We start from the raw sequence: 21,441 nt of genomic DNA on the forward strand, positions 1-21,441 counted from the left end.
CACGGCTTGGACCGGACAAGCCGGGCAAGTTCGGTCATCTTCGGTCAGACATCCGGTCGGTTCCGGCTACTCCGGGTCGGCGGGCGGGTGCTCAGCAGGCGTTCAGACCGTCGAGCGCCGTGTCGTACGCGGGGACGTGGGCGTCGGCCCCGGGGAGGGCGAGGGCCTCCCGGAACTGCTGCCGGGCCTCGACCCGACGGCCGGCCGCGGCGTAGCTCTGGCCCAGCCGGATACGGACATCCATCTCCAGCCACGTGCTCGTGCGCTCGGTGAGCGTGGACAGCGCCTCCCGGTGGAGGTCGACGGCCCGGCCCAGACGGCCCCTGCCGTGTTCCACGGTTCCGAGGCGGGAGAGGGTGACCGTGCGCAGCTCCTCCTCGCCCGCCTCACGGGCCAGTTCGGCTGCCCGGCCCACCAGTCTCGCCGCTTCCGTGTGGCGGCCGAGGGCCAGCTGGGCGTCGGCCGCGAAACAGAGGAACCGGGCGATCAGTCCGGGACGGCCGTTCTTCTCCGCGAAGGCGAGGGCGGTGTCGTAGTGCTCGAACGCCAGCTCATGACGCCCCTGCCGGCCGTGGATCCCGCCCAGATTGCAGATCACCATCCCGGCCAGCCAGGTGTCGTCCAGCCCTGTCGCCAGCTCCGCCGCCTCGTTCAGCCGGGCGACGGCCTCCTCGGTGTCGCCGAGGGGCCACTCCACGATTCCGAGGCCGGCGATGGCCCGCGCCCGGTCGAGCGGATCGCCCTGGCTCTCGGCGCGACGCAGCGCGTCGGCGAACCAGGCGCGCGCCTGCCGCAGCCTCCCCCCGTAGATGTCGGTGACGCCCAGGCAGTTGCGCAGGGAGGCAGGCATCCGCCGGTCGGTGCTCATCTCCGCGTACGGCAGGACGAGTTCGAGCGCGGCACGGGACTCGTGCGAACGGCCCTGGCGGACCAGGGGGTCGACCAGGCTCTCGGCGATCCAGCAGGCGTGGTCGTACTCACCGGCGGCCACGGCGTGCGCCACGACGTCCACCAGCTCACCGCCGGCGGCCTCCAGCCAGGCGGCCGCGGCCCGCCAGTCGCCGAAGGGTGAGCTCAGACCGGCGGGGCCGGTCGGGAAGCCGCCGGGGCCCCAGTCGCCGGCGCCGCGGCCCGCGGCCACGTAGAGCCGCAGGACCGCCTCGCGGTCGGCGGCGGCCTCCCCGGGTGCCGCCTCGGCGAGCCGCCGCGCGTGGGCCCTGACCAGGTCGTGCGGCCGGTAGCGGTCGGGGCGCGGCTGCTGGAGCAGGCTCGCGTCGACGAGCCGCTCCATGAGGTCCTCGGCCGCCTCGCGGGTGCAGCCCAGCATCACAGCGGGCGTGAGGCCGTCGAAGACATGGGTCGGGGCCGCACCCACCGTGCGGAAGGCGCGCCGCAGTTCGGGCGTGAGCTGGTCGTACGAGAGCCGGAACGCCGCCTCCACGCTGCGGTCCCCCGCCCTCAGCTCGTCGAGGCCGTGCTCGTCGTCCGGCATCCGGCCCGCCAGGTGGGCCATCGTCCAGGAGGGGCGGTGCTGCAGCCGCGCGCCGGTGATGCGCAGTGCCAGCGGCAGTCCGCCGCAGCGCCGGGCGAGTTCGCGCGCGGCCTGCGGTTCGCTGTCCGCGCGTTCCTCGCCGAGGAGCTGCCGGAGCAGTTCGACCGCCGCTGCCGTGCCGAGCGGCTCGACGGTGAGGCGCAGGTCGGCGTCGAGGTCGGGCAGGCGCCCGCGCCCGGCGACCAGGACCCGGCTGCCGGGTCCGGCGGGCAGCAGCGGGCGCACCTGCTCCGCGCTGCGGGCGTCGTCGACGACCAGGAGCAGCCGCAGCGCACTCGTCGCCGCGCGCCAGGCCCCGACCAGTTCGTCCAGGTCGTCCGGAAGGCCGTCGGCGTCGCTCCCGACGGCGCGCAGCAACCGGCGCAGGGCACGGCGCGGGCCGACGCTCTCCTGGGCCCCGTCGTGGGTGCGCAGGTCCACGAAGAGGCAGCCGTCCGGGTACCGGCCATGGAGCGTCCAGCCCGCGCGGACCACCAGCGCGGTCTTGCCGACCCCCGCCGTCCCGTCCACGGCCGCGACGGACACGGCTCCGTCCGGCACCGGGGCGGTGAGCAGGGCGAGTTCGGCCTCGCGGCCGACGAGGCACGCGGTGTCGCCCGGCAGGTCGACGCGGGGCCTGCGCGGGCGCGCGGCGGCGGACCCCGCCGGGGGCGCGCCCTCGGCGGGGTCGCCGAGCAGCAGGGCGTCGTCCCGGCGCAGGACGCCCTGGTGGATCCTCCGGAGCTCATCGCCGGGTTCCAGGCCCAGCTCTTCGAGGAGCCGGTGGCGCATCTCCCGGTAGAGGGCGAGGGCTTCCGCCTGCCGGCCGCTGCCGTACAGCGCCCGCATCCGCAGGGCGGCGAGGGCCTCGTCGTACGGCTGGGAGACAGCCGCGGCCGCGAGGCCGTCCAGGGTGTCGGCGAAGCGGCCGAGGAGGACCAGGAGTTCCGCGCGCTCGTGCCGCAGGGCGCGCCGGTGCTGGGCGAGCCGCTGACGCTCCGCCTCGGCGAAGGGTCCCGGCAGCCCGGCCAGCGGTTCGCCGCGGAAGAGGTCCAGGGCCCGCGTGCAGAGCTCCAGCGCGCTGTCGAGGCTGCCCGCGGCCTTGGCGCGCCGGCTCCCGGCCGCCCGCTCGGTCAGCTCGGCCACGTCGGTGCGTGCCGCGCCGGCGACGAAGCGGTAGCCCCCGCGCTCCCCCCGGATCACGGACCGTGCGGTCGCGGTGCCGGGTGCGTCCAGCGCCTTCCGCAGGGGGTAGACGTAGCTCGGCAGGACCCGGTGGCCCGTCCCCGGAGGCTCCGTTCCCCACACGTCGTCGAGCAGCTGCTGACGCGTGATCAGGGTCCCGTCCCGTAAGGCCAGCGCGGCGAGGACCGCCTGCCTCCGTACGGGACCGATGTCGAGCGGCGCCTCGCCCCGGCGGACGCCGACCGGTCCCAGCAGGTCGATCCGCAGCCGTGCCGCCGGATCCATGTCCGTCCCCGATTCCCCCATGTCCCCGTGGCCTCCCCCGTCGTCGCCCGCTCGCGTGACCGTCCGGCTCGCATCAGCAGGATTTCATCGCCTTTCCAGCGTCTCGCGAGAGGGTCTGCCACGTCATCGAGAGAGGACCAGCCACCATGTCGAACGTCGATCGCCCGCCCGGGACTCCGCCCACCCGCCGTGGTGCGCGATGGGAGCGCTTCCGGGTCACCCACCCCTTCTCCCCCACCGACCTGGCGGGCCTGTGGGGGGCGGTCATCGGAGTCGTGGCGCTCGCCCTGCTGCTCGGCTGGGCACTGGAGATGGCGGGCGGCGTGGTGATCGTCGCGGCCCTGCCGTTCATCATCTCCTGGTTCGAACAGCGGCGCACGGCCTTCCAGTTCGACGCGGCGGGTGTGCGTGTCGGCAACGTGCTGCTTCCCTGGACCGACGTCACCCAGTTCGCCGTGGCGACCCCGCCGGACGATCCGCACGCCCTGATCGGTGTGCGGCTCCGCCCCGGCGCCGCCCTGCCGCCCGGCGCCGTCGTTCCGCCGCCGAACCCGGCGATGCCCGCGCCCATCCATGTCGCCGTACAGCGGCCCAAGTTCAGTCTGCCCAAGCTGGTCCGCAAGGCGCGCAGCTACGCCCCGTCGCACGTCCGGATCGTGATCGTCGAGCCGACGGGCGAACGCTCCGCGGTCTGAGGACGCGTCCCGGATCGGGCCCCCCGAACGGGGGACGGGGGGCCGAAGGGCCGGTGTCCGCCGTGACGGCGGGCACCGGCCAAAAAAAGTGGAGGTGGGTCAGGGGAAGGAGACGACGGTCGAGGGGATGGTGTCGCTGCCGGCCGTGGGCGCTCCGACGTCGTTGACGACGTGGTCGAAGTGGCCGTTGCCGCCGAGCGAGACCGTGAGCAGGCTGTGGAACTTCACGCCCGGCTTCACGGGCGCCTTGAAGCCGTGCGCCTGCCGGATCGTGGGGTCGACGTTGTAGTAGCAGTAGCTGCCGAGGCCCCAGCCCTCGTGGGTGTCGACCGAGTCGGCGACGCGGTAGGCGGCGTAGCCCTTGGTGGCCCCGTTCTGAATGGCCGCCTGGTCGGGGGCGTCGTACGCCTTCTCGTTCTGGAAGAAGATCGTGCGGCCCCGCTCGCCGTACCACTCCACATCGTACTTGTTGAAGTGCTCGACGAAGAGTCCGGTGGCGAGCACGTCGTCTCCGTTGACGCGGACGCCGTAGTCGGCCCGGTTGGTCTCCCAGCCGACGCCCTCGCCGTGGTCGGCGCGCCAGACCCAGGTGTGGTCGACGATCGTGTCGTCGCTGTTGACGACCATGCTGGTGGTCGCCCGGCCGGCGCCCGCGCCGCCGATGCGGATGTAGACGTCCTGCACGGTGGTGGGATCGGCGGCGTGGTCGGCGGAGGCTCCGGCGGGGCCGACCTCCAGCAGCGTCGGCGAGTTGACGGGTCCGGCGTCGATGAGGAAGCCGGCCAGCCGGACGCCGTCGACGTCACCGACGCGCATCGCGGTCACGCCGTTGTCCGGGATGATCGTCGCCAGTCCGAGGCCCAGGACGACGGTGTCCGCCCGGTTGATCTCGAGGGTGCGGTCGACGTGGTAGACCCCGGGGGTGAAGAGCAGGTGCAGGCCCTGGGCGACGGCCGTGTTGATCGTGGCGGCGGTGGCCCCGGGCTTGACGACGTAGAACCTGCTCAGCGGGATGGACTCGCCCTGCGGGGCGCCGTTCGCCCATGTGGTGCCGCGGGCGTTGACCCGCTTGGCGGGCGCGAAGACCTTGAACTCACCGGCCTCCCAGAAGAGGAAGGGCTTCTCGCGGGAGACCGGTGTGGTGTCGAGGGTGGTGTAGCGGGGCTCGGGGAAGCCGGTGGCCGGAGCGCCCTCCACGCCGGAGAAGACCTGGTTCCAGACGGAGTTCGACCAGCCGCCGATGGAGCTGTCGCGGGTGTACCACTGCTGCTGCGAGTAGTTGCCGATCTGTCCGTCGACCTTGCTGTCGGCGATGTAGCCGCCGCTGGCCCAGCCGTAGCCGTTGGGGGCGAGGTTGAGTCCGCCCTTGACGTGCATCCGGCGGAAGGAGGCCGCCTGCGAGACCGCCCACCGGTTGGTGCCGCTGACCGGGTTGAGGGCGAGGTTCTCGGCGGAGCGCCAGAAGTTCTGGGTGGCGTTGCCGTTGAACCAGCCCGCGTCGACGGTCACGTCGCCGTTGATCGTCGTGTCGTCGGGACGCAGGCCGAGGCCGGCGATCTGGGTGTAGAAGCCGATCTGCGCGTTGAGCCCGTTGTACGTACCGGGCTTGAAGAGGAAGGCGTGCCGGCCGGGGCCGAACTGCGCCGACTCCTGCTGCCGGAAGACCTCGTCGAGCTTGGCCTGGATGCCGGGCGTGGACGGGTCGAAGACGTGCACGTTCGGCCCGAGGTCGCCGCCGCCGGGGAGGGCCGGGCCGCCGTCGGTGCCGTACACCTGGAACTCCCAGAGCGAGTAGCCGTATCCGGTGGCGCGCGTGACGCCCTGGAGGCGTACGTAGCGCGCCGTGCCGGAGACGGGGACGGTCTCCGTGCCGCCGGCCCCCGCCGTCGTGGCGTACGCGGACGTCCAGTCGGTGCCGTTCGTGGACAGCTCGATGCGGTAGGCCTTGGCGTAGGCAGCCTCCCAGCGCAGTTCCACCCGGTCGAGCGCGGTGGGGGCGCCGAGGTCGACCTGGAGCCACTGGTTGTCGGAGAAGGCGCTGGACCAGCGGGTGCCGAGGTCGCCGTCGACGGCCGCCGCGGCGGCGGTGCCGGACTGCTCCACGCTGGAGGCGGTGACGGGCTTGCCCTGCGAGACCGGTGCGGCGGCGGCCTGGGCCCCGCCGGCCGGGGCCAGGGCGAGCAGCGCGCCGGCGAGGGCCGTGGCCACGGCCGCGGCGACACCGCGCCGCGGCCGTCTGTGGGGTGGGTGGTGCCCAAGAGGAGACATGCGGGCTCCTTGGCAGGAATCGGGATGGAGGAGAGCGCTCCCGCACACCCTGCCCGGCACGGTTTCTGACGGTCAATGACTTCGACCGGACTTTTCTTTCGGCTTGCCTTAAGTCTCGGATCACGTGGGGCAGCGGCTCTGGGACGCACGACGGCAGGGCTTCCGCACCCCCCTCGTGGGAGCGGAAACCCTGCCGTCGGCCACGCGGCCACCGGTGTCCGGTCGCCCGTCAGCCGGTGAGGTCCCGGTGGGCACGGATGATGTCCGCGTACCTGCGACCGCTCCCCTTCACGGTCCGCCGCTGGGTGGCGTAGTCGACGTGGACGAGGCCGAAGCGCTTGTCGTAGCCGTAGGCCCACTCGAAGTTGTCCAACAGGGACCACGCGTAGTACCCGGCGACCGGCGCACCCTTGCGCACGGCCCGGGCACAGGCGGCCACGTGCTCCTCCAGGTACGCGGTCCGCTCCGGGTCGTCGACCGTGCCGTCGGGGCCCACGGCGTCGGCGAAGGCGGAGCCGTTCTCGGTGACGTACAGGCGGCGGGCGCCGTAGTCGTCGGTGAGCCGCAGCAGGATGGCTTCGAGACCGTCGCCGTCGATCTGCCAGTCCATGCCGGTGCGGGGCACGTCCGGCAGGCGGACCTCGCGGGCGTACGGGACGGGTCCGGCGGGGTCGTCCGCGACGGTGACCGGGAAGTAGTAGTTGACGCCGTGCCAGTCGAGCGGGGCGGCGATGAGGTCGAGGTCGCCCGGCCGTTCGGGGAGCTCGACGCCGTACACCTCGCGCATGTCGGCGGGGAAGCCCCGGCCGTACACCGGGTCGAGCCACCAGCGGTTGGTGTGGCCGTCGGCGCGGGCCGCTGCCGCCATGTCCTCGGGCCGGGTGGAGGCGGGCGCCACCGTGGAGTGGTTGGTGACGATGCCGACCTGGGCGCCGGGGACGGCGGCCCGGACGGCCCCGGCGGCGAGGCCGTGGCCGAGGAGGAGGTGGTAGGAGGCCCGGACGGCGGCGGTGAGGTCGGTCAGACCGGGCGCCATGCGCCCTTCGAGGTGGCCGATCCAGGCGGAGCAGAGCGGCTCGTTGAGGGTGGCCCACTGGCCGACCCGGTCACCGAGGCGGGCGGCGACCGCACCCGCGTACCGGGCGAAGTGTTCGGCGGTCTCCCGCTCGGCCCAGCCACCCCGATCCTGGAGCGCCTGGGGCAGGTCCCAGTGGTAGAGGGTGACCGAGGGCGTGATCCCGGCCTCCAGCAGGCCGTCGACGAGCCGGTCGTAGAAGTCGAGGCCCGGTGTGTTCAGGGGGCCGTCTCCGGCCGGGAAGACACGAGGCCAGGCGATCGAGAGCCGGTACGCGTCGGCACCGAGTGCGCCCATCAGGGCGATGTCCTCGGGCCACCGGTGGTAGTGGTCACAGGCGACATCGCCGTGGTCGCCGTTGTCGACGGCGCCGGGCGTGCGGGAGAAGGTGTCCCAGATGGACGGGCCGCGGCCGTCCTCGGTCACGGCGCCCTCGATCTGGTAGGCGGAGGTCGCGGTGCCCCAGGAGAAGCCGGCGGGGAAGGCGTCCAGGTCGAGCGTGCGGGCGTCGGTGGGTTCGGACACGAAGGACCTCTCTGACATCGGTGGGTGGAAGAGCGTCACTTGACCGCACCCGCGGTGAGGCCGGCGACGAGATAGCGCTGGAGAAGGAGGAACCCGGCGACGACGGGCACGCTCACGACGAGGGAGGCGGCCATCACCTGGTTCCAGTACACGTCGTTCTGGGTGGCATAGCCCTGGAGGCCGACGGCGAGCGTACGGGTGGTGTCGTTGGTCATCACGGAGGCGAAGAGGACCTCGCCCCAGGCCGTCATGAACGCGTAGACGGCGACGGCGACGATCCCCGGCACGGCGGCGGGGACGACCACCCGGAACAGGGCGCCGACGGGACCGCAGCCGTCGACCTTCGCCGCCTCGTCGAGGTCCCGCGGGATCGAGTCGAAGTAGCCGATCAGCATCCAGATGGAGAACGGCAGCGAGAAAGTGAGGTAGGTGAGGATCAGACCGCCACGCGAGCCGAAGAGCGCGATCCCGGTGGCGTTACCGATGTTGACGTAGATGAGGAAGAGCGGCAGGAGGAAGAGGATGCCGGGGAACATCTGGGTCGACAGCACGGTCACGGTGAAGACCCGCTTGCCGCGGAAGCCGTAGCGGCTGACCGCGTACGCCGCGAAGACCGCGACCACCACGGAGCACACGGTCGCCGCGCCCGCCACGATCAGGGAGTTCACGAAGTAGTCGGCGAGCGGGACGGTGTGCCAGATGTCGATGTACGGGCGGACGGTCAGCTCCGAGGGGAGCCACTGGAACTTCTCCGAGACGTCCGCCAGCGGCTTGAGGGAGCTGGAGACCATCACGTACACCGGCAGCAGGACGAATCCGGTGAGCAGGGTGAGGACGATCCGCCGGGTCCACAGGAAGGACCGGGGAGGGGCCATCGGGGAGCGCGGCGTGCGCCGCCGGGCGGGCTCAGCCATCGCCGGCCTTCCTTCCTCTGCCGGTGATCAGCAGGTAGACGCCCGTGACGAGGAGGAGGAAGAGCAGCAGCAGGACGGACATGGCCGAGCCGGCGCCGAAGTTCCAGGTCTGGAACGAGGACTGGTAGATGTGCAGGGAGATCAGGTCGGCGGCTTCGGGCGCCGCCTTGCCGAAGAGCACGAACGGTGTGTTGAAGTCGTTGAAGGTCCACAGGAACAGCACGAGCACGAGGACCTGGTTGACCGGTCGGAGGGAGGCGAGGGTGATGTGCCGGATCTGCTTCCACACCCCGGCGCCGTCCAGCGCGGCGGCTTCGTACAGCTCGCGGGGGATGTTCTGCAGGCCCGCCATCACGGTCAGGAAGGCGAACGGCCAGCCTTTCCAGACGGAGACGACGAGCAGGGCCCAGAAGCTGTTGTCGCCGATGAGCCAGAAGGCGGGGCGGTCCCCGATGCCCAGCTGGTCGTGGAGGACGTGGTTGATCATGCCGTTGTCGTGCTGGAACATGAACGCCCAGGTGATGACGGCGGCGTAGACCGGCAGGGCGTACGGGACGAGGAAGAGCGCCCGCAGCACCCCCCTGCCGCGGAAGGACTCCTGGAGGAGGACGGCCGCGGCGGTGCCGAGGAGCCAGCACAGACCGACGGACGTGACGGTGAACAGGCAGGTCGTCACGAAGGACTTCAGCAGGGCCTGGCCCACGGGGGCGTCGAGGTCGACCGAGAGCGCGTAGTTCTCGAATCCGGCCCAGGGCGCGTCGGCCCAGTTGCGGACGGTGAACTGGGTGAGCTCCTTGAAGCTCATGGCGATGCCGATCACCATCGGCACGAGGTGGACGAGGAGTTCGAGGGCCAGGGCTGGCAGGAGCAGCAGGTACGGCAGCCCGATGCGGCGCAGCCGCCCGGAGCGGCGGCGCGGGGAGCGCGCCTCTCCGGGCGGGGCCTTCCGCACCGCCCGTGCCGCCGGGGGCGTGACGGTTGAGGTCATGAGTGGTCCCGTGCCTACTTCTTGGGCATCTGCTGCTGGGCCTTTTCGAGCGCGGCCTTCACGGACGCGTCGGTGACGGGTCGGCCGGCCGCGGCGTCGGCGAACAGCTCCTTGACCGCGGTGCCGACCACGGTCTCGAACTGGGACTCCTCGGGAACCTGCGGCAGGGCGGAGGCGCTGGTGGCGAGCGTGTCGCGGATGACGGTGAGCGACGGCGTGGAGAAGGCGGGGTCCTGCTGCGCGGTCTTGACCGGCGGGACGGAACCGTAGGCCTTGTTGAGGATCTTCTGCTCCTCGTCGCCGGTCATGAACTTCACGAACTTCATGGCGCCGTCGATGTTCTTGGTGTTCTTGAAGACGGCCATGTTGATGCCGGCGACCATGGAGTTGACGGCCGTTCCCGTGCCCGGCGTGCCGGAGAGGACGGGCGCGGGGGCGACGCCCCACTCGTCCTCCTTCATCCCCTGCGAGGCGAACGTCTGCGAGGGGGTCTGCCAGAGGACCATCGCCGTCCTGTCCTTGGCGAAGTCGCTCAGGGACTGGTTCTGGGCGTACTCCGCGTTGCCGGGAGCGACGATCTTGTGCGCGGCCATCAGGTCGACGTACTGCTTGACCGCGGCGACGGCTCCGTCGGAGGTGAAGTCGGCCTTGCCGTCGGCGGTGAAGAAGTCGGCGCCGTGCTGCTTGCCGAGGACGAAGACCTGGTGGATGTTGTTGGAGAGGTTGGCGCCCTCGACGCCGATGGCCCACTTGCCGTCCTTGCTCAGGCGCTTGCCGGTGGCGACCAGTTCGTCCCAGGTGGCCGGGGGCTTGTCGACGCCGGCGTCCTTGAACATCTGCTTGTTGTAGTAGAGGGCGTACGCCATGGAGTAGAGGGGGACGGCGGCAGGGTCCTGGCCGGGGACGCCGGTGGAGCCGAGCGCGGAGTCGACGAAGCGGTCCCTGCCGCCGATCTTCTCCAGGTTCGCGGCGTCCCAGGGCAGCAGGGCGCCGGTGGACTGCAGGGAGGCGCTCCAGGTGTTGCCTATGTTCAGGACGTCGGGGCCCTGGCCGGAGGTGGTCGCGGTGAGGATCCGGTTGAGCAGGTCCGACCAGGGCACGACCTCCAGCTTCACCTTGATGCCGGTCTCCTTCTCGAACCGGTCGAGTTCGGGCTGCAGGACCTTCTTGTCGACCTCGATGCTGGAGCCCTGGTTGGAGGCCCAGTACGTGAGCGTCTTCGGCTGGGAGTTGGAGCCGGAACCGTCGGAGGTACCGCCTCCGCAGGCGGCGGCGGTGAGGACGAGGGAGAGGGTGACGGCACCGGTGACCGCGGCTCTGATTCTGCGCATGGCTCCTCGAGACCCTTTCGGGGAGTGACGGAGTGCGAGGAGGCGGGACCGGCAGACGTCCCACGCCCGCCCCGTACACCCCCCGGCTTAATTTAGGACGTGAGTTAAATACCGAGAGAAGGTCGCGTCAAGGGCCCGGGCAGGGGTATCTTGCGAGGAGAGACTTCACGAACAGGGGGCAGGGTGCGAGCGAAGAGCAGTCGTACGGTGCGTGACCTGCGGCGGGAGAACCGCACCGCGGTTCTGCAACGATTGTATTTCGACGGGCCGCAGAGCCGTCTGACGCTCGGCCCGGCCACCGGGCTGAGTTCCGGTTCCGTCAGCAACGTGGTCGGTGAACTCCTGGCCGAGGGCCTGGTGGAGGAGGCCGGCAGTGTCGACTCCGCCGGGGGCCGGCCCCGCACCCTGCTGCGCGTGAGCCCGGCCAGCGGCTGCATGATCGGCATCGACGTCGGCGAGACCCGCATCAGGGTCGAGCTCTTCGATCTCGCCCTGACCGAGCTGGCACGCGTGGAGCGTCCGCTGTCGGCCGACGGCACCGGCCCGCACGGCGGCTACGACGTGGACGTCGTGGTCGGCCACGTGCGCGACGGCATCGCCGCGGTGCTGCGCGCGGCGGACGTGCCGCCGGAGCGGTTGCTCGGCGTCGGCATCGGCGTCCCGGGCATCGTCGCGCATACGCCCGAGGACGGCGCCGTCGTCCACGGCCAGACCGTCGGCTGGGACGCCGTACCCCTGGAGCGGCTGCTCCGGGAGACCGGCGCGGTGCCCGCGAGCGTGCCGTACTACATCGACAACGGCTCCAAGACGCTCGGCCAGGCCGAGATGTGGTTCGGGGCCGGGCGCGGCACCGCGAGCGCCGTGGTCGTCCTCTTCGGCTCCGGTGTCGGCGCGTGCGTGATCGGCGAGGGGATGGGTACCGGCCGGGCGATCGAGTGGGGCCACCTCACGGTCCGGGTGCGCGGGCGCCGTTGCCGCTGCGGCTCCCAGGGCTGCCTGGAGGCGTACGCGGGTGCCGAGGCGCTCCTCGACCGCTGGCGGGAGGCGGGCGGCAGGCCGCCCGCGGGGGCGGACGAGGAGACCGCGCTGACGTCGATGATCGCGGCCGCCTATCCGCCGCACGGCGCGGAGCGGAAGCCCGACGCGACGGCGCTCGCCGTTCTGGAGGAGACCGCCGAGTACCTGGGCGCGGGCTTCGCCGACCTGATCAACCTCTTCCAGCCCGAGCGCATCCTCGTCGGCGGCTGGGCCGGCCTCCAGCTCGGCTCCCGCTTCCTGGAGACGGTCAAGCCCCACGCCGCGGCCTTCGCCCTGCGCTACCCGGCCAGCCGGACCCGGATCGAGCTGGGCACGCTCGGCCCGGACGCCGTCACGGTGGGGGCGGCGATCCTCCCTCTCGAAGCGTTCTTCGCGCGGGGCGGCCGCCACAGCGAGGCCCCACCGGAGGAGCCGGTCCCCGCCTGGGAACCCGCCCTCCGGCACCGCGCGACGTCCTAGACAACCCCGAGGGGGTGTCGCGTGGGCATGATCCACGCGGCACCCCCTGAGGCCGGTCACCGCTCCGGCGTGATCCAGCGCAGCAGCGCGTCGTGGATGGTGTCGTCGAGCCCGCACAGCGCCTCGATGGCTCCGAGGTCGCCGGGGAGGGGCGCGATGCCCGCCGTGGTGAGCGCGGCGTGCAGGTCGAGCCGGCGGCGGTCGGCGGGCGCCAGCGGGAAGGACAGACGGCTCTCCGGCGCCGGGGCGGGCAGGACGTAGTCGCCGAACTCCATGACCCCGCGGGTCATGGACGTCGCCTCGGGCTCGTCGGCCATGAGCATGGCGGGGAAACGGTACGGGTCGAGATCCAGCAGCTCAGCGGTGCCAGTGGCGAAACCCTGAAACCCGGTCATGAGTGCCTCCTCAGTTCGTGGTGCAACTGAGGGGGACGACTACGAAAGCACCCGGCGCAGTTGCGGTCCGCCCCGCCTTCCACCCGAATGCCCCCAACTCCATCTCGTCACACAAGAGATGAACCGACGGACGTCACGGCCCGGAGAGCCTGCGGAGTTCAGAGCATCACGTGCTTGACCTGGGTGTAGTCGAGCAGGCCCGACATGGACAGGTCACTGCCGTGGCCCGAGTGCTTGACTCCTCCGTGCGGCATCTCGGAGACGGTGGTGCCATGGGTGTTCACCCAGACGATGCCGGTGTGCAGGGCACGGGTCGCGCGCATCGCGCGGTCGTGGTCCGCCGTCCACACACTGGCCGCGAGCCCGAACCGGACGTCGTCGGCCAGGCGCAGCGCCTCCGCCTCGTCCGCGAACGGCTGCACGGTCACGACCGGCCCGAAGATCTCCTCCTGCACGATCTCGTCCTCCTGGCGCACGCCGGCGACGACGGTGGGCTCGTGGAAGAACCCGGGCCGGGGCGGCCGGACGCCGCCGGTCACGATCTCGGCGTGCGCCGGGAGCCGTTCCAGCAGCCCCTGCACCGAGGCGAGTTGAGCGGCGTTGTTGAGCGGCCCGACGTCGATCCCCGGTTCCTCCGGGGGGCCGGTGCGGAGCTTGCGGGCCTCCGCCGCGAAGGCGGCGAGGAACGCGTCGTGGACCCGGTGGTGGACCAGCAGCCGGGTGGGCGCGGTGCAGTCCTGGCCGGCGTTGTAGTAGGCGACGGCCGCGAGGGTGGCGGCGGTCGCCTCGACGTCCACGTCGTCGTGGACGAGGACCGGGGCGTTGCCGCCGAGCTCCAGGTGGACCCGCTTGAGGTCGGCGGCCGCGGCGGCCGCGATCTCCCGGCCCGCCCGAACACTGCCGGTGACGGCGATCAGGGCGACGTCGGGGTGGGCCGTGAGCGCGCGACCGGTGTCGCGGTCGCCGCAGACCACGTTGAGCACGCCCGGCGGCAGGTGCTCCGCCGCGAGGCGGGCGAGCAGCGCGGACGACGAGGGGGTGGTGTCGGCGGGCTTGAGCACGGTCGTGTTGCCTGCGGCGATCGCCGGGGCGATCTTCCACACGGCCATCATCAGCGGGTAGTTCCACGGGGTGATCTGGGCGCAGACCCCCACCGGTTCGCGGCGCAGGAGCGAGGTGCGGCCCTCGGTGTACTCGGCGGCGGCGACACCGGGCAGGTTCCGGGCGGCTCCGGCGAAGAAACGGAGGGTGTCGACGATCGCGGGGAGCTCCTCCGTCCTGAACTGGTGGGGAGGTTTGCCGGTGTCCCCGGTCTCGGCCGCCGTGAACACGTCCGCGTGCTCCTCGACGGCGTCGGCGATGCCGAGCAGGGCCCGCTGCCGCTCGGCGGGCGTGGTCGTGGACCAGTGCCGGTACGCGGTCGCGGCGGCCGCGCAGGCGGCGTCGGTGTCGGAGCTGCCCGAGCGCGGGGCGTGGCGGTGCACGCGGCCGGTGGCGGGGTCGACCAGCTCCATCGTCGCGCCGGAGGCGGCGGGCCGGTCCGTGCCCGCGATGTGGTTCCGTACGGTGTCAGCCACGGCGCAGCGCCTCCCTGGCCGCGTCGCGTCCGGTGCGGACGGCGCCTTCCATGTAGCCGGCGACCCACTGGTCGGATCCGCAGACGTAGAAGGGGGGTTCGTGGGTGCCGTGGAGGGGGCCGACGGCCGTGACGTCGCCGGGGGTCCACTGGGTGACGTACCCCTGGGTCCACGGGTCGGTGCCCCACATCCGCAGGTAGCCGGCGAGCGGCCGGCGCGCCGCGTCGCCGTAGAGGCGGGCGATGTCCGCGAGGAGTTCGCCGGTCCGCAGTGCGGTGGGCATGCCGAGCAGGACGCCGAGCCTTTCGGGTGGCACGAGGGCGGAGAGGATGCCGTCGCTCTGCGGCCAGGTGCTGCCGAGGACGCCTTCGCACTCGGAGAGACCGCTGCGGCCCAGGTCGCGCCAGAACGGCCGGTCGTAGGCGGCGACGAACTTGGCGGCGAGCGCGTGGCGTTGGCGGTGCAGGGAGGCGAGTCGCTCCTCGGAGACGCCGGTGACGGCGACCGACCGGAGCGGGCCGACGGGCAGGGCGCTGACGACGGCGCCGGCGGTGAGGGTCTCGCCCCCGGCAAGCCGTACGGAGCAGCGGCCGGAACCTCGTACGGCGACCGCCTCCACGGGCGAGCCGGTGCGGATCCGCCCGCCGAGGGCGGCGGCCATGCGCAGGGCCGCCGTCGCGGACCCCTCGGCCACCCGCAGCCCCTCCCAGGCCTCGTAGTCGTAGTGCTCGGGGCCCTCCCCCGCGACGGGTACGGCGGCGTGCTTGCGCAGGGCGGCGAGGAGCGAGGTGCGCTCGTACGAACCGTCGGCGAGGGCGAGTTGGCCGATCTCCCACAGCCGTACGACGGCCGGGGTCGCCCCCTCGGCGCGCAGCCAGTCGGCGACGGAGAGCCGGTCGAGGGCGACGGCTTCGGGGTGGGCCCAGGGGTCGTCCGGGTCGACGGTGCGGGCGAGCGCGCGGAAGGCGGCGGTGACCTTCCGGTGGCAGGCGTCGTCGCCGGGGCCGAACCAGTGGGGCGGGTCGCCGGCGGAGACGTCTTCGGGGGTGGCGCGGGTGAGGGCGCCGGGCTCGGCGACGTAGCTGGGGGTCAGGGTGAGGCCCAGTTCGGCGGCCAGGGTCGTGTACGCGGTGTGGGCGCGGCCGACGACCTCTCCGCCGAGCTGGACCAGCCGCCCGTCGGGGAGTTCGGTCTGCTCGACGCGTCCGCCGACCCGGTCGCGGGCCTCGACGACGAGGACGTCGGCTCCGCCGGCGGCCAGGTCGCGTGCGGCGGTGAGGCCGGCCAGGCCCGCGCCGAGCACGATGACGTCGTGGTTCATGGGGTGTTCCTTCGGTCGGTGCCGCTTCAGTCGAGGACGAGGCAGTGCTCGGGCTTCCAGCCGACCTCGACGTGTTCGCCGCCGCTCCAGCGGTCCTCCATGCGGGAGCGGTCGGTGTTCTGCTCCAGCACGGACACCGTGACGCCGGGCGCCAGTTCGATCAGGTAGGTGGTGGTCGGTCCGCAGTAGACCGTCTCCCGGACGACCCCGCTGACGCGGGCCATGTCGGGTTCCAGGTCGGAGAGCCAGATCTTCTCGGGGCGGATCGACAGGTTGACCCTGCTGCCGTCGGGGACGGCCGGCCGGTCGCCGACGGGGAGTTCGGGCCCGTCGTCGAGGACGACGCGGCCGGAACGGTAGGTGCCGGGGACGAGGTTGGAGGTGCCCATGAAGGAGGCGGTGAAGCTGCTCGTGGGGCGCTCGTAGACGTCCTCGGGGGTGCCGCACTGCTCGACGCGCCCGTCGTTCATCACGGCGAGGCGGTCGGACATGGTCAGCGCCTCGTCCTGGTCGTGCGTGACGAAGACGAAGGTGATGCCGACCTCCCGCTGGATCTGCTTGAGCTCGACCTGCATGTGACGGCGGAGTTTGAGGTCGAGGGCGGCCAGCGGTTCGTCGAGCAGGAGAACGTGCGGCCTGTTGACCAGGGCACGGGCGAGCGCGACCCGCTGCTTCTGACCGCCGGAGAGGGTGGGCGGCTTGCGGGCCGCCAGGTGCCCGAGCTGGACGAGGTCGAGCATGTCGGCGACGCGGTGCCGGATCTCGGCGCGGCCGACGCCCCGTCGCTTGAGGCCGAAGGCCACGTTGTCCGCGAGCGAGAGGTGGTCGAAGAGGGCGTAGCTCTGGAAGACGGTGTTGACGTTGCGCTTGTCGGGCGGCAGCCCGGTGACGTCCTGGCCGTCGAGGAGGACGCTGCCCTCGGTGGGGTCGGCGAAGCCTCCGATCATCCGCAGCAGGGTGGTCTTCCCGCAGCCGGACGGGCCGAGGAGGGAGAAGAACTCGCCCGGGGCGATGTCGAGTTCCACGTCGCGTACGGCGTAGGTGCCGTCGCCGGAGGGGTACTGCTTGCTGACGTGGTCGAGCCGCACGGCGGGGATCCGGACGTCGGGGTCCGGGGCGTCGGGGTTCGGGTTCGCGGAGGTCGGGGCGTCGGGGTTCGGGTTCGCGGAGGTCGGGTGCATCGGTGTCACTTCCCGGAGAGCAGATCGAGGCCGCCGCGCCGCCCGAACAGGCGCGGGATGGCGAGTGCGAGGACGATGAGGCCGATGGACCCGGCCAGCATCAGCGTGCCGACGGCGTTGATGGTCGGCTGCACGCCGAACCGGATCGCCGAGTAGATGCGTACGGACAGCGGCTGCGGGTCGACGCCGGTGGTGAAGTAGGCGAGGACGAAGTCGTCGAAGACGAGGGCGAAGATCAGCACCGCCGACGCAAGGATGCTCGGGAGCAGCGCGGGCAGGGTGACCAGGCGCAAGGCCTGCCGCCGGGTGGCGCCGAGGTCCATCGCGGCCTCCTCCACCTCCGGATTGAGCGCGGCGATCCGGGAGCGGAGGATGACCGTCACGTACGAGATGGAGAAGGTGATCTCGGCGAGCATCACGGTCGTCGTGGACAGGGTGATGCCCAGGCCCTTGAAGAGGAGCATCGCCGCGACACCGGTCACGATCTCCGGTGTGATCAGCGGGACGAGCATCACCAGGCCGGCGAAGGAGCCGAGGCGGCTGCGGCCGCGCACGAGGCCCAGGGCCAGGGCGACGCCGAGGACGAGCGATCCGGCCATGGCGACCAGCGAGACCCGCAGGCTCATGCCGAGCGACGAGAGCAGCACGTCGTCGTGGACGAACGCCTCGTACCAGCGGAGGCTGACGTCCTCGAAGACCGTGAGGGACTTCTGCGAGTTGAAGGAGAACAGGACGACGACGCCGACGGGGAGGTAGAGGAGCGCGAAGAAGACGGCGGTGACCGCGACGGCGAACCGGGGCCGCCGTTCGGCGCCGCGCCGGCGGCGCTGCCGGGCGCTCATCGGACGGCCTCCGTCTCGTCCTTGCGGGTGCGGCGCAGGTAGCCGAGCATCCCGAGGAACAGGACCGCCATGAGGAGCATGGTCAGGGCGGATCCGAGCGGCCAGTTCTGGCCCTGGAAGAACTTGTCCTGGATCAGGTTGCCGATCATGATCTGGTCGGGACCTCCCATGAGCTGGGCGCTGACGAAGTCCCCCATGGCGGGCAGGAAGACGAGGACGCAGCCGGCGGCGGCTCCCTGCCGGGTGGCGGGGACGGTGACGAAGAAGAAGGTGCGCAGAGGGCCGCCGTAGAGGTCGCGGCCCGCCTCGATGAGCGAGGTGTCCATGCGCTCCATCGCCGCGTAGAGCGGGATGATCATGAAGACGACGAAGCCGTAGACGAGCCCGGCGACGACGCCCGTACCGGTCTGGAGGATCTTGGTGCCGTCGTCGGCGAGACCGAGGGCACGCAGGCCCTTCAGGAGTGGCCCGTCGTCGGAGAGAACGACGGACCAGCCGTACATCCGCACCAGGTAGTTGGCGAAGAACGGGACGACGATCGCGGCGATCAGCAGGTTCTTGAAGCGACCGCCGCGCAGCGCGATGGCATAGGCGACCGGGTAGGCCACGGCCAGGCAGATCACACAGGTGATCAGCGCGTAACCGAGGGAGCGCACCAGGACCGTGCTGTAGGCCGGGTCGGCCAGTGCGGTGATGTTCCCGAGGTCGAACCCGAAGCGCGGGTTGCCGAGCGGGTCGGTGGAGCCGAGCGAGAGGGTGGCCACCAGGAGGAGGGAGGCGACGAGGAAGCCCGTCATCCAGACGGTTCCGGGGAGCATGAGCCAGGTCCACAGTCGGGGCTGCCTCCCGGCCGCCGCCCCGGATCGCTTGCCCGATGCCATGTCAGCCGGCCTTCACATCGGTCCAGGCGGCGTCGCGGGCCCGTTCTGCCTGGGTGTCGCCGTTACGGAAGAAGAGGTCGGCCTTGAGGTCGTCGGCGGTCACCGAGCACTGGGGGAACGGTTCGACGAGCGCGGCGTACGTGTCCTCGGTGCCGCGGACCGGCATCGGGTAGCCGATGTACTCGATGTTCTTCTTCACGTTCTCCGGGCGGAGCATGTAGTCGATGAAGAGCATCGCGGTCCCTGGATGCCGGGCGTCGGAGGGTATGGCGTAGCAGTCGGAGTTGACCGGGGCGCCCTCGCGGGCGACTTCGAAGCCGAAGACGTCCGGGTCCTCGGCCTGGGCGAGCATGGCGGCCATGTCGCCGCTCCATGCCTGGGTCATGTCGGCGTTGCCGTTGAGCAGGTTGTTGTAGCTGTCGCTGGAGAAGCCGCGCAGGCGGGGGCGGAGCGTGCGCAGGGTGTCGGTGACGCGGGCGAGGTCCTCGCGGTCTCCGGTCGTGAGGTCCAGGCCGAGCTTGAGCGCGCCCAGACCGAGCACCTCGTCGCGGTCGTCGAGGACGAAGACCTTTCCCTTGGCCTTGTCGTTCCACAGGTCGTTCCAGGAACCGGTGAGGTCGCCGAGCCGGTCCCGGCGCCAGCCGATGCCGGTCTTGTACATGGTGAAGGGGACCGTGTGCGCCGAGCGGGGGTCGTACCAGGGGTCGGCGAAGTAGTCGTAGCCGCCGAACACGGCGTCGGCGTTGCGGAGCCGGGAGTGGTCGATCCTGCGCAGCCGGCCGCCGGCGACGAGGCGCTCGGCCCACTTCGCGGTGGGGAAGATGATGTCGTAGCGGTTTCCGGCGTTGAGCTTGGCCGCCATGCCTTCCATGGAGTCGTAGTTGGACTGGACGACCTTGACTCCGTATTCGTTCTGGAAGCCTTCGAACACGGCGGGGTCGACGAAGTCGGCCCAGTTGAAGTAGACGAGATCGCCGTCGACCTTGGCGTCGACGGGGGTCTCGGCGCGCGCCTTGCCGGCCGGGTCGTCGGCGGAGCTGAAGCCGCAGCCGGCAGCGGTGAGGGCGACAGCGGCGGCGGTACCGGCGCGGAGGAACGAGCGACGGGTCGGGGGGAGTGCCTCGGGGGACATGGGGTCCTCTCCGTAGGGCCGCAGGGGGACGGCGGGAACGAGCGGGGCGTCGGGGCTCGGTCGTGGGTGGGTGGAGGCACGGTCGCCGGCGGTGTGGGGAGGGTGCGGCCGGTGAGAGCGTGCGGGAAGGGCGTGGGGCTTGGCCCTCGGCCGGGCGTGGGGCCCGGCGTTGCGTGCGGCCTGGCGAGGGCGTGGGGCCCCTTGAGGGAGGTGGCCTGGTGCGGGCACGGGGCCCGTTGAGGGAGGTGGCCTGGTGCGGGCGGGCCGTGCGGCCGTGCGGTGCGCGGGCCGGTCGGGAGTGCGCGGTCGGCACGCGGGCGTCTGCTCGGCGAGAGCGTGCGGCCCGGTCGGCGTGTGTACGCGTCGCGGCCGTCGGGCCTCCTCGTACGGAGGCCGGCGGGCGGCCCGTCTAGGGCGCGGCGCCGTCGAGGTCGGCCCGGACGCGGTCGGCGAACCAGCCGACCGCCGACTCGCGGCGCGACAGCGGTCCGGGTTCGAACCCGGGCGTGGTGAGCCCCTTCTGGACACGGGCCACCAGCTCGGCGTCCTCGTCGTTGGTGATCCAGCCGATGTGGATGTTCAGGCGCCGGGCGAGGCGGGTGCGCAGTCCGGTGCCACGGCGGGTGTAGAAGGCTCCGGGCACGGCCACGCGGTCCACCGCCGTGGGGATCGCGGTCCAGGCCAGCACGTGGTCGGGGTAGAAGTCGATGAGGGTGTTCGGGTAGATGACCGCGTACCGCCAGATCCGGCGGTCGGCCTCGGCGAGGCCGGGCATGGGCGCGGCGATGCGCTGGTAGAGGCGCTCGGCCCAGTTCGAGGACGGCTTGTCGCGCAGCGGCGAGGCGAAGAGGGCGTAGGACTCCTCGATCTCGTGGGTGTAGCCCTGGTAGTCGAGCAGCCGCATGAGGCCGGGGTGAGCCACCGGAACGTGGTACCCCTCCAGGTAGTTGTCGACCGCCACCTTCCAGTTGGCGTTCTGCACCTCCGCACCGGCCAGGTCGTGGATGCGGGCGCGGCCCACCGGCACCAGGTCGGCTCCCGCGTAGTGGCCGACCGCCGCTTCGAGGCCGGCGCAGCTCTCCGCCAGCGGTACGGCGTCGAGGTCGAGGTTGACGAAGACGAAGCCGAGGAAGGACTCGACGCGGGCGGGGAACAGGCCGAGCCTCGGCTTGTCGAGACAGGGGATCTGCCGTGCCTCCGGGGCGCCGACCAGGCTTCCGTCGAGGCGGTACGTCCAGCCGTGGTACGGGCAGCGGATCGCCTTGCCGGCCGGTTCGGGGGCGGTGACCAGGCGCGTGCCGCGGTGACGGCAGACGTTGAGGTGGGCGGCGAGGCCGCCGTCCTCGGTGCGGACCACCAGAACCTCCCGGTCCGCGACGGTGGCGGCGAGGCGGGCCCCCGGGTTCGGCAGGTCGGATTCGTGACAGACGAGCTGCCAGGACTTGCCGAACACATGCCGCGTCTCCGCGGCGGCGGTGGCGGGGTCGGTGTAGTAGCGCGCCGGAAGCGCGGGGGCCACCGGCGTCTCGGTGGCCGATGGCGCTCCGGCGGCTGCCGGTGCTCCGTCGGCCGCCGGCGCTCCCGCGTCTGCTGATGCTTCGGTGGCTGTCGGTGCTTGAGCGACTTCGGGTTTCTCCGGTGCTCTGGAGTACATCGGTGACTCCTCCGTGCCGCCGGTGCGGCGATCGGTATGGGCATGCGATGTCGGTACGACCGAGCTGCGGACAGGCGGTCGGGGCGGGAAGCCGGGACCGGGCTGACCGATTGGACAGCCAGATTGCTGGCTCGTTTCCGTCGGGTCAAGACTTGTTCACTGAC

16 protein-coding genes are annotated in these 21,441 nt (G+C 72.0%); 2 read left to right on the top strand and 14 right to left on the bottom strand.

The window, feature by feature from the left end:
* Positions 1 to 91: 91 nt before the first annotated feature.
* On the bottom strand, positions 92 to 3,022 hold the full coding sequence (locus ACF1G2_RS02365) for a BTAD domain-containing putative transcriptional regulator (RefSeq protein WP_391796422.1): 2,931 nt from the start codon (positions 3,020 to 3,022) through the stop codon (positions 92 to 94).
* Positions 3,023 to 3,147: 125 nt separating this feature from the next.
* Here ACF1G2_RS02365 and ACF1G2_RS02370 point away from each other — a divergent pair, with 125 nt between their 5' ends.
* On the top strand, positions 3,148 to 3,696 hold the full coding sequence (locus ACF1G2_RS02370; RefSeq protein ID WP_391796423.1) for a hypothetical protein: 549 nt from the start codon (positions 3,148 to 3,150) through the stop codon (positions 3,694 to 3,696).
* 99 nt (positions 3,697 to 3,795) lie between these two features.
* Here the strand turns inward: ACF1G2_RS02370 and ACF1G2_RS02375 are convergent, their stop codons facing one another.
* From ACF1G2_RS02375 to ACF1G2_RS02395, 5 genes are all read right to left on the bottom strand, one after another.
* Positions 3,796 to 5,964 (bottom strand): discoidin domain-containing protein, encoded by a 2,169-nt coding sequence (locus ACF1G2_RS02375; RefSeq protein ID WP_391796424.1) that lies wholly within the window; start codon positions 5,962 to 5,964, stop codon positions 3,796 to 3,798.
* Between the two features lie 229 nt (positions 5,965 to 6,193).
* A complete protein-coding gene (locus ACF1G2_RS02380; protein WP_391796425.1) occupies positions 6,194 to 7,582 on the bottom strand; it encodes a GH1 family beta-glucosidase in 1,389 nt (462 codons plus the stop codon).
* Positions 7,583 to 7,599: 17 nt separating this feature from the next.
* On the bottom strand, positions 7,600 to 8,478 hold the full coding sequence (locus tag ACF1G2_RS02385) for a carbohydrate ABC transporter permease (protein ID WP_391796426.1): 879 nt from the start codon (positions 8,476 to 8,478) through the stop codon (positions 7,600 to 7,602).
* The gene (locus ACF1G2_RS02390) at positions 8,471 to 9,466 is read right to left on the bottom strand and encodes a carbohydrate ABC transporter permease (protein WP_391796427.1); all 996 of its coding nucleotides are present in this window, start codon (positions 9,464 to 9,466) and stop codon (positions 8,471 to 8,473) included. Before ACF1G2_RS02390 ends, ACF1G2_RS02385 begins: the two co-directional genes overlap by 8 nt.
* 14 nt (positions 9,467 to 9,480) lie before the next feature.
* A complete protein-coding gene (locus tag ACF1G2_RS02395; protein WP_391796428.1) occupies positions 9,481 to 10,797 on the bottom strand; it encodes an extracellular solute-binding protein in 1,317 nt (438 codons plus the stop codon).
* Between the two features lie 183 nt (positions 10,798 to 10,980).
* Here ACF1G2_RS02395 and ACF1G2_RS02400 point away from each other — a divergent pair, with 183 nt between their 5' ends.
* A complete protein-coding gene (locus tag ACF1G2_RS02400) occupies positions 10,981 to 12,294 on the top strand; it encodes an ROK family protein (protein WP_391796429.1) in 1,314 nt (437 codons plus the stop codon).
* Positions 12,295 to 12,350: 56 nt separating this feature from the next.
* Here the strand turns inward: ACF1G2_RS02400 and ACF1G2_RS02405 are convergent, their stop codons facing one another.
* From ACF1G2_RS02405 to ACF1G2_RS02440, 8 genes are all read right to left on the bottom strand, one after another.
* Positions 12,351 to 12,689, bottom strand: coding sequence for a hypothetical protein (locus ACF1G2_RS02405; protein WP_391796430.1), 339 nt, complete (start codon positions 12,687 to 12,689; stop codon positions 12,351 to 12,353).
* 158 nt (positions 12,690 to 12,847) lie between these two features.
* The gene (locus ACF1G2_RS02410) at positions 12,848 to 14,266 is read right to left on the bottom strand and encodes an aminobutyraldehyde dehydrogenase (protein WP_391796431.1); all 1,419 of its coding nucleotides are present in this window, start codon (positions 14,264 to 14,266) and stop codon (positions 12,848 to 12,850) included.
* The gene (locus tag ACF1G2_RS02415) at positions 14,259 to 15,587 is read right to left on the bottom strand and encodes a flavin monoamine oxidase family protein (RefSeq protein WP_391796432.1); all 1,329 of its coding nucleotides are present in this window, start codon (positions 15,585 to 15,587) and stop codon (positions 14,259 to 14,261) included. Before ACF1G2_RS02415 ends, ACF1G2_RS02410 begins: the two co-directional genes overlap by 8 nt.
* 26 nt (positions 15,588 to 15,613) lie before the next feature.
* Positions 15,614 to 16,768, bottom strand: coding sequence for an ABC transporter ATP-binding protein (locus ACF1G2_RS02420; protein ID WP_391796433.1), 1,155 nt, complete (start codon positions 16,766 to 16,768; stop codon positions 15,614 to 15,616).
* Positions 16,769 to 16,773: 5 nt separating this feature from the next.
* Positions 16,774 to 17,610, bottom strand: a complete 837-nt coding sequence (locus ACF1G2_RS02425) for an ABC transporter permease (protein ID WP_391796434.1) — start codon at positions 17,608 to 17,610, stop codon at positions 16,774 to 16,776.
* The gene (locus ACF1G2_RS02430; protein WP_391796435.1) at positions 17,607 to 18,428 is read right to left on the bottom strand and encodes an ABC transporter permease; all 822 of its coding nucleotides are present in this window, start codon (positions 18,426 to 18,428) and stop codon (positions 17,607 to 17,609) included. The genes ACF1G2_RS02425 and ACF1G2_RS02430 overlap by 4 nt, the downstream gene beginning before the upstream one ends.
* Positions 18,429 to 18,492: 64 nt before the next feature.
* Positions 18,493 to 19,623 (bottom strand): spermidine/putrescine ABC transporter substrate-binding protein, encoded by a 1,131-nt coding sequence (locus ACF1G2_RS02435; RefSeq protein ID WP_391796436.1) that lies wholly within the window; start codon positions 19,621 to 19,623, stop codon positions 18,493 to 18,495.
* 409 nt (positions 19,624 to 20,032) lie between these two features.
* Positions 20,033 to 21,142, bottom strand: coding sequence for an aromatic ring-hydroxylating dioxygenase subunit alpha (locus tag ACF1G2_RS02440; protein WP_391796437.1), 1,110 nt, complete (start codon positions 21,140 to 21,142; stop codon positions 20,033 to 20,035).
* Between the last annotated feature and the right edge of the window lie 299 nt (positions 21,143 to 21,441).

Source organism: Streptomyces sp. NPDC013457, assembly GCF_043089925.1.
Taxonomy (GTDB): domain Bacteria; phylum Actinomycetota; class Actinomycetes; order Streptomycetales; family Streptomycetaceae; genus Streptomyces.

What these genes read in the sequence shown, in the direction of transcription:
- ACF1G2_RS02365 (WP_391796422.1), bottom strand. Translation starts at nt 3,022, where the DNA reads ATGGGGGAATCGGGGACGGACATGGATCCGGCGGCACGGCTGCGGATC.
- ACF1G2_RS02370 (WP_391796423.1), top strand. Translation starts at nt 3,148, where the DNA reads ATGTCGAACGTCGATCGCCCGCCCGGGACTCCGCCCACCCGCCGTGGT.
- ACF1G2_RS02375 (WP_391796424.1), bottom strand. Translation starts at nt 5,964, where the DNA reads ATGTCTCCTCTTGGGCACCACCCACCCCACAGACGGCCGCGGCGCGGT.
- ACF1G2_RS02380 (WP_391796425.1), bottom strand. Translation starts at nt 7,582, where the DNA reads ATGTCAGAGAGGTCCTTCGTGTCCGAACCCACCGACGCCCGCACGCTC.
- ACF1G2_RS02385 (WP_391796426.1), bottom strand. Translation starts at nt 8,478, where the DNA reads ATGGCTGAGCCCGCCCGGCGGCGCACGCCGCGCTCCCCGATGGCCCCT.
- ACF1G2_RS02390 (WP_391796427.1), bottom strand. Translation starts at nt 9,466, where the DNA reads ATGACCTCAACCGTCACGCCCCCGGCGGCACGGGCGGTGCGGAAGGCC.
- ACF1G2_RS02395 (WP_391796428.1), bottom strand. Translation starts at nt 10,797, where the DNA reads ATGCGCAGAATCAGAGCCGCGGTCACCGGTGCCGTCACCCTCTCCCTC.
- ACF1G2_RS02405 (WP_391796430.1), bottom strand. Translation starts at nt 12,689, where the DNA reads ATGACCGGGTTTCAGGGTTTCGCCACTGGCACCGCTGAGCTGCTGGAT.
- ACF1G2_RS02415 (WP_391796432.1), bottom strand. Translation starts at nt 15,587, where the DNA reads ATGAACCACGACGTCATCGTGCTCGGCGCGGGCCTGGCCGGCCTCACC.
- ACF1G2_RS02420 (WP_391796433.1), bottom strand. Translation starts at nt 16,768, where the DNA reads ATGCACCCGACCTCCGCGAACCCGAACCCCGACGCCCCGACCTCCGCG.
- ACF1G2_RS02425 (WP_391796434.1), bottom strand. Translation starts at nt 17,610, where the DNA reads ATGAGCGCCCGGCAGCGCCGCCGGCGCGGCGCCGAACGGCGGCCCCGG.
- ACF1G2_RS02430 (WP_391796435.1), bottom strand. Translation starts at nt 18,428, where the DNA reads ATGCTCCCCGGAACCGTCTGGATGACGGGCTTCCTCGTCGCCTCCCTC.
- ACF1G2_RS02435 (WP_391796436.1), bottom strand. Translation starts at nt 19,623, where the DNA reads ATGTCCCCCGAGGCACTCCCCCCGACCCGTCGCTCGTTCCTCCGCGCC.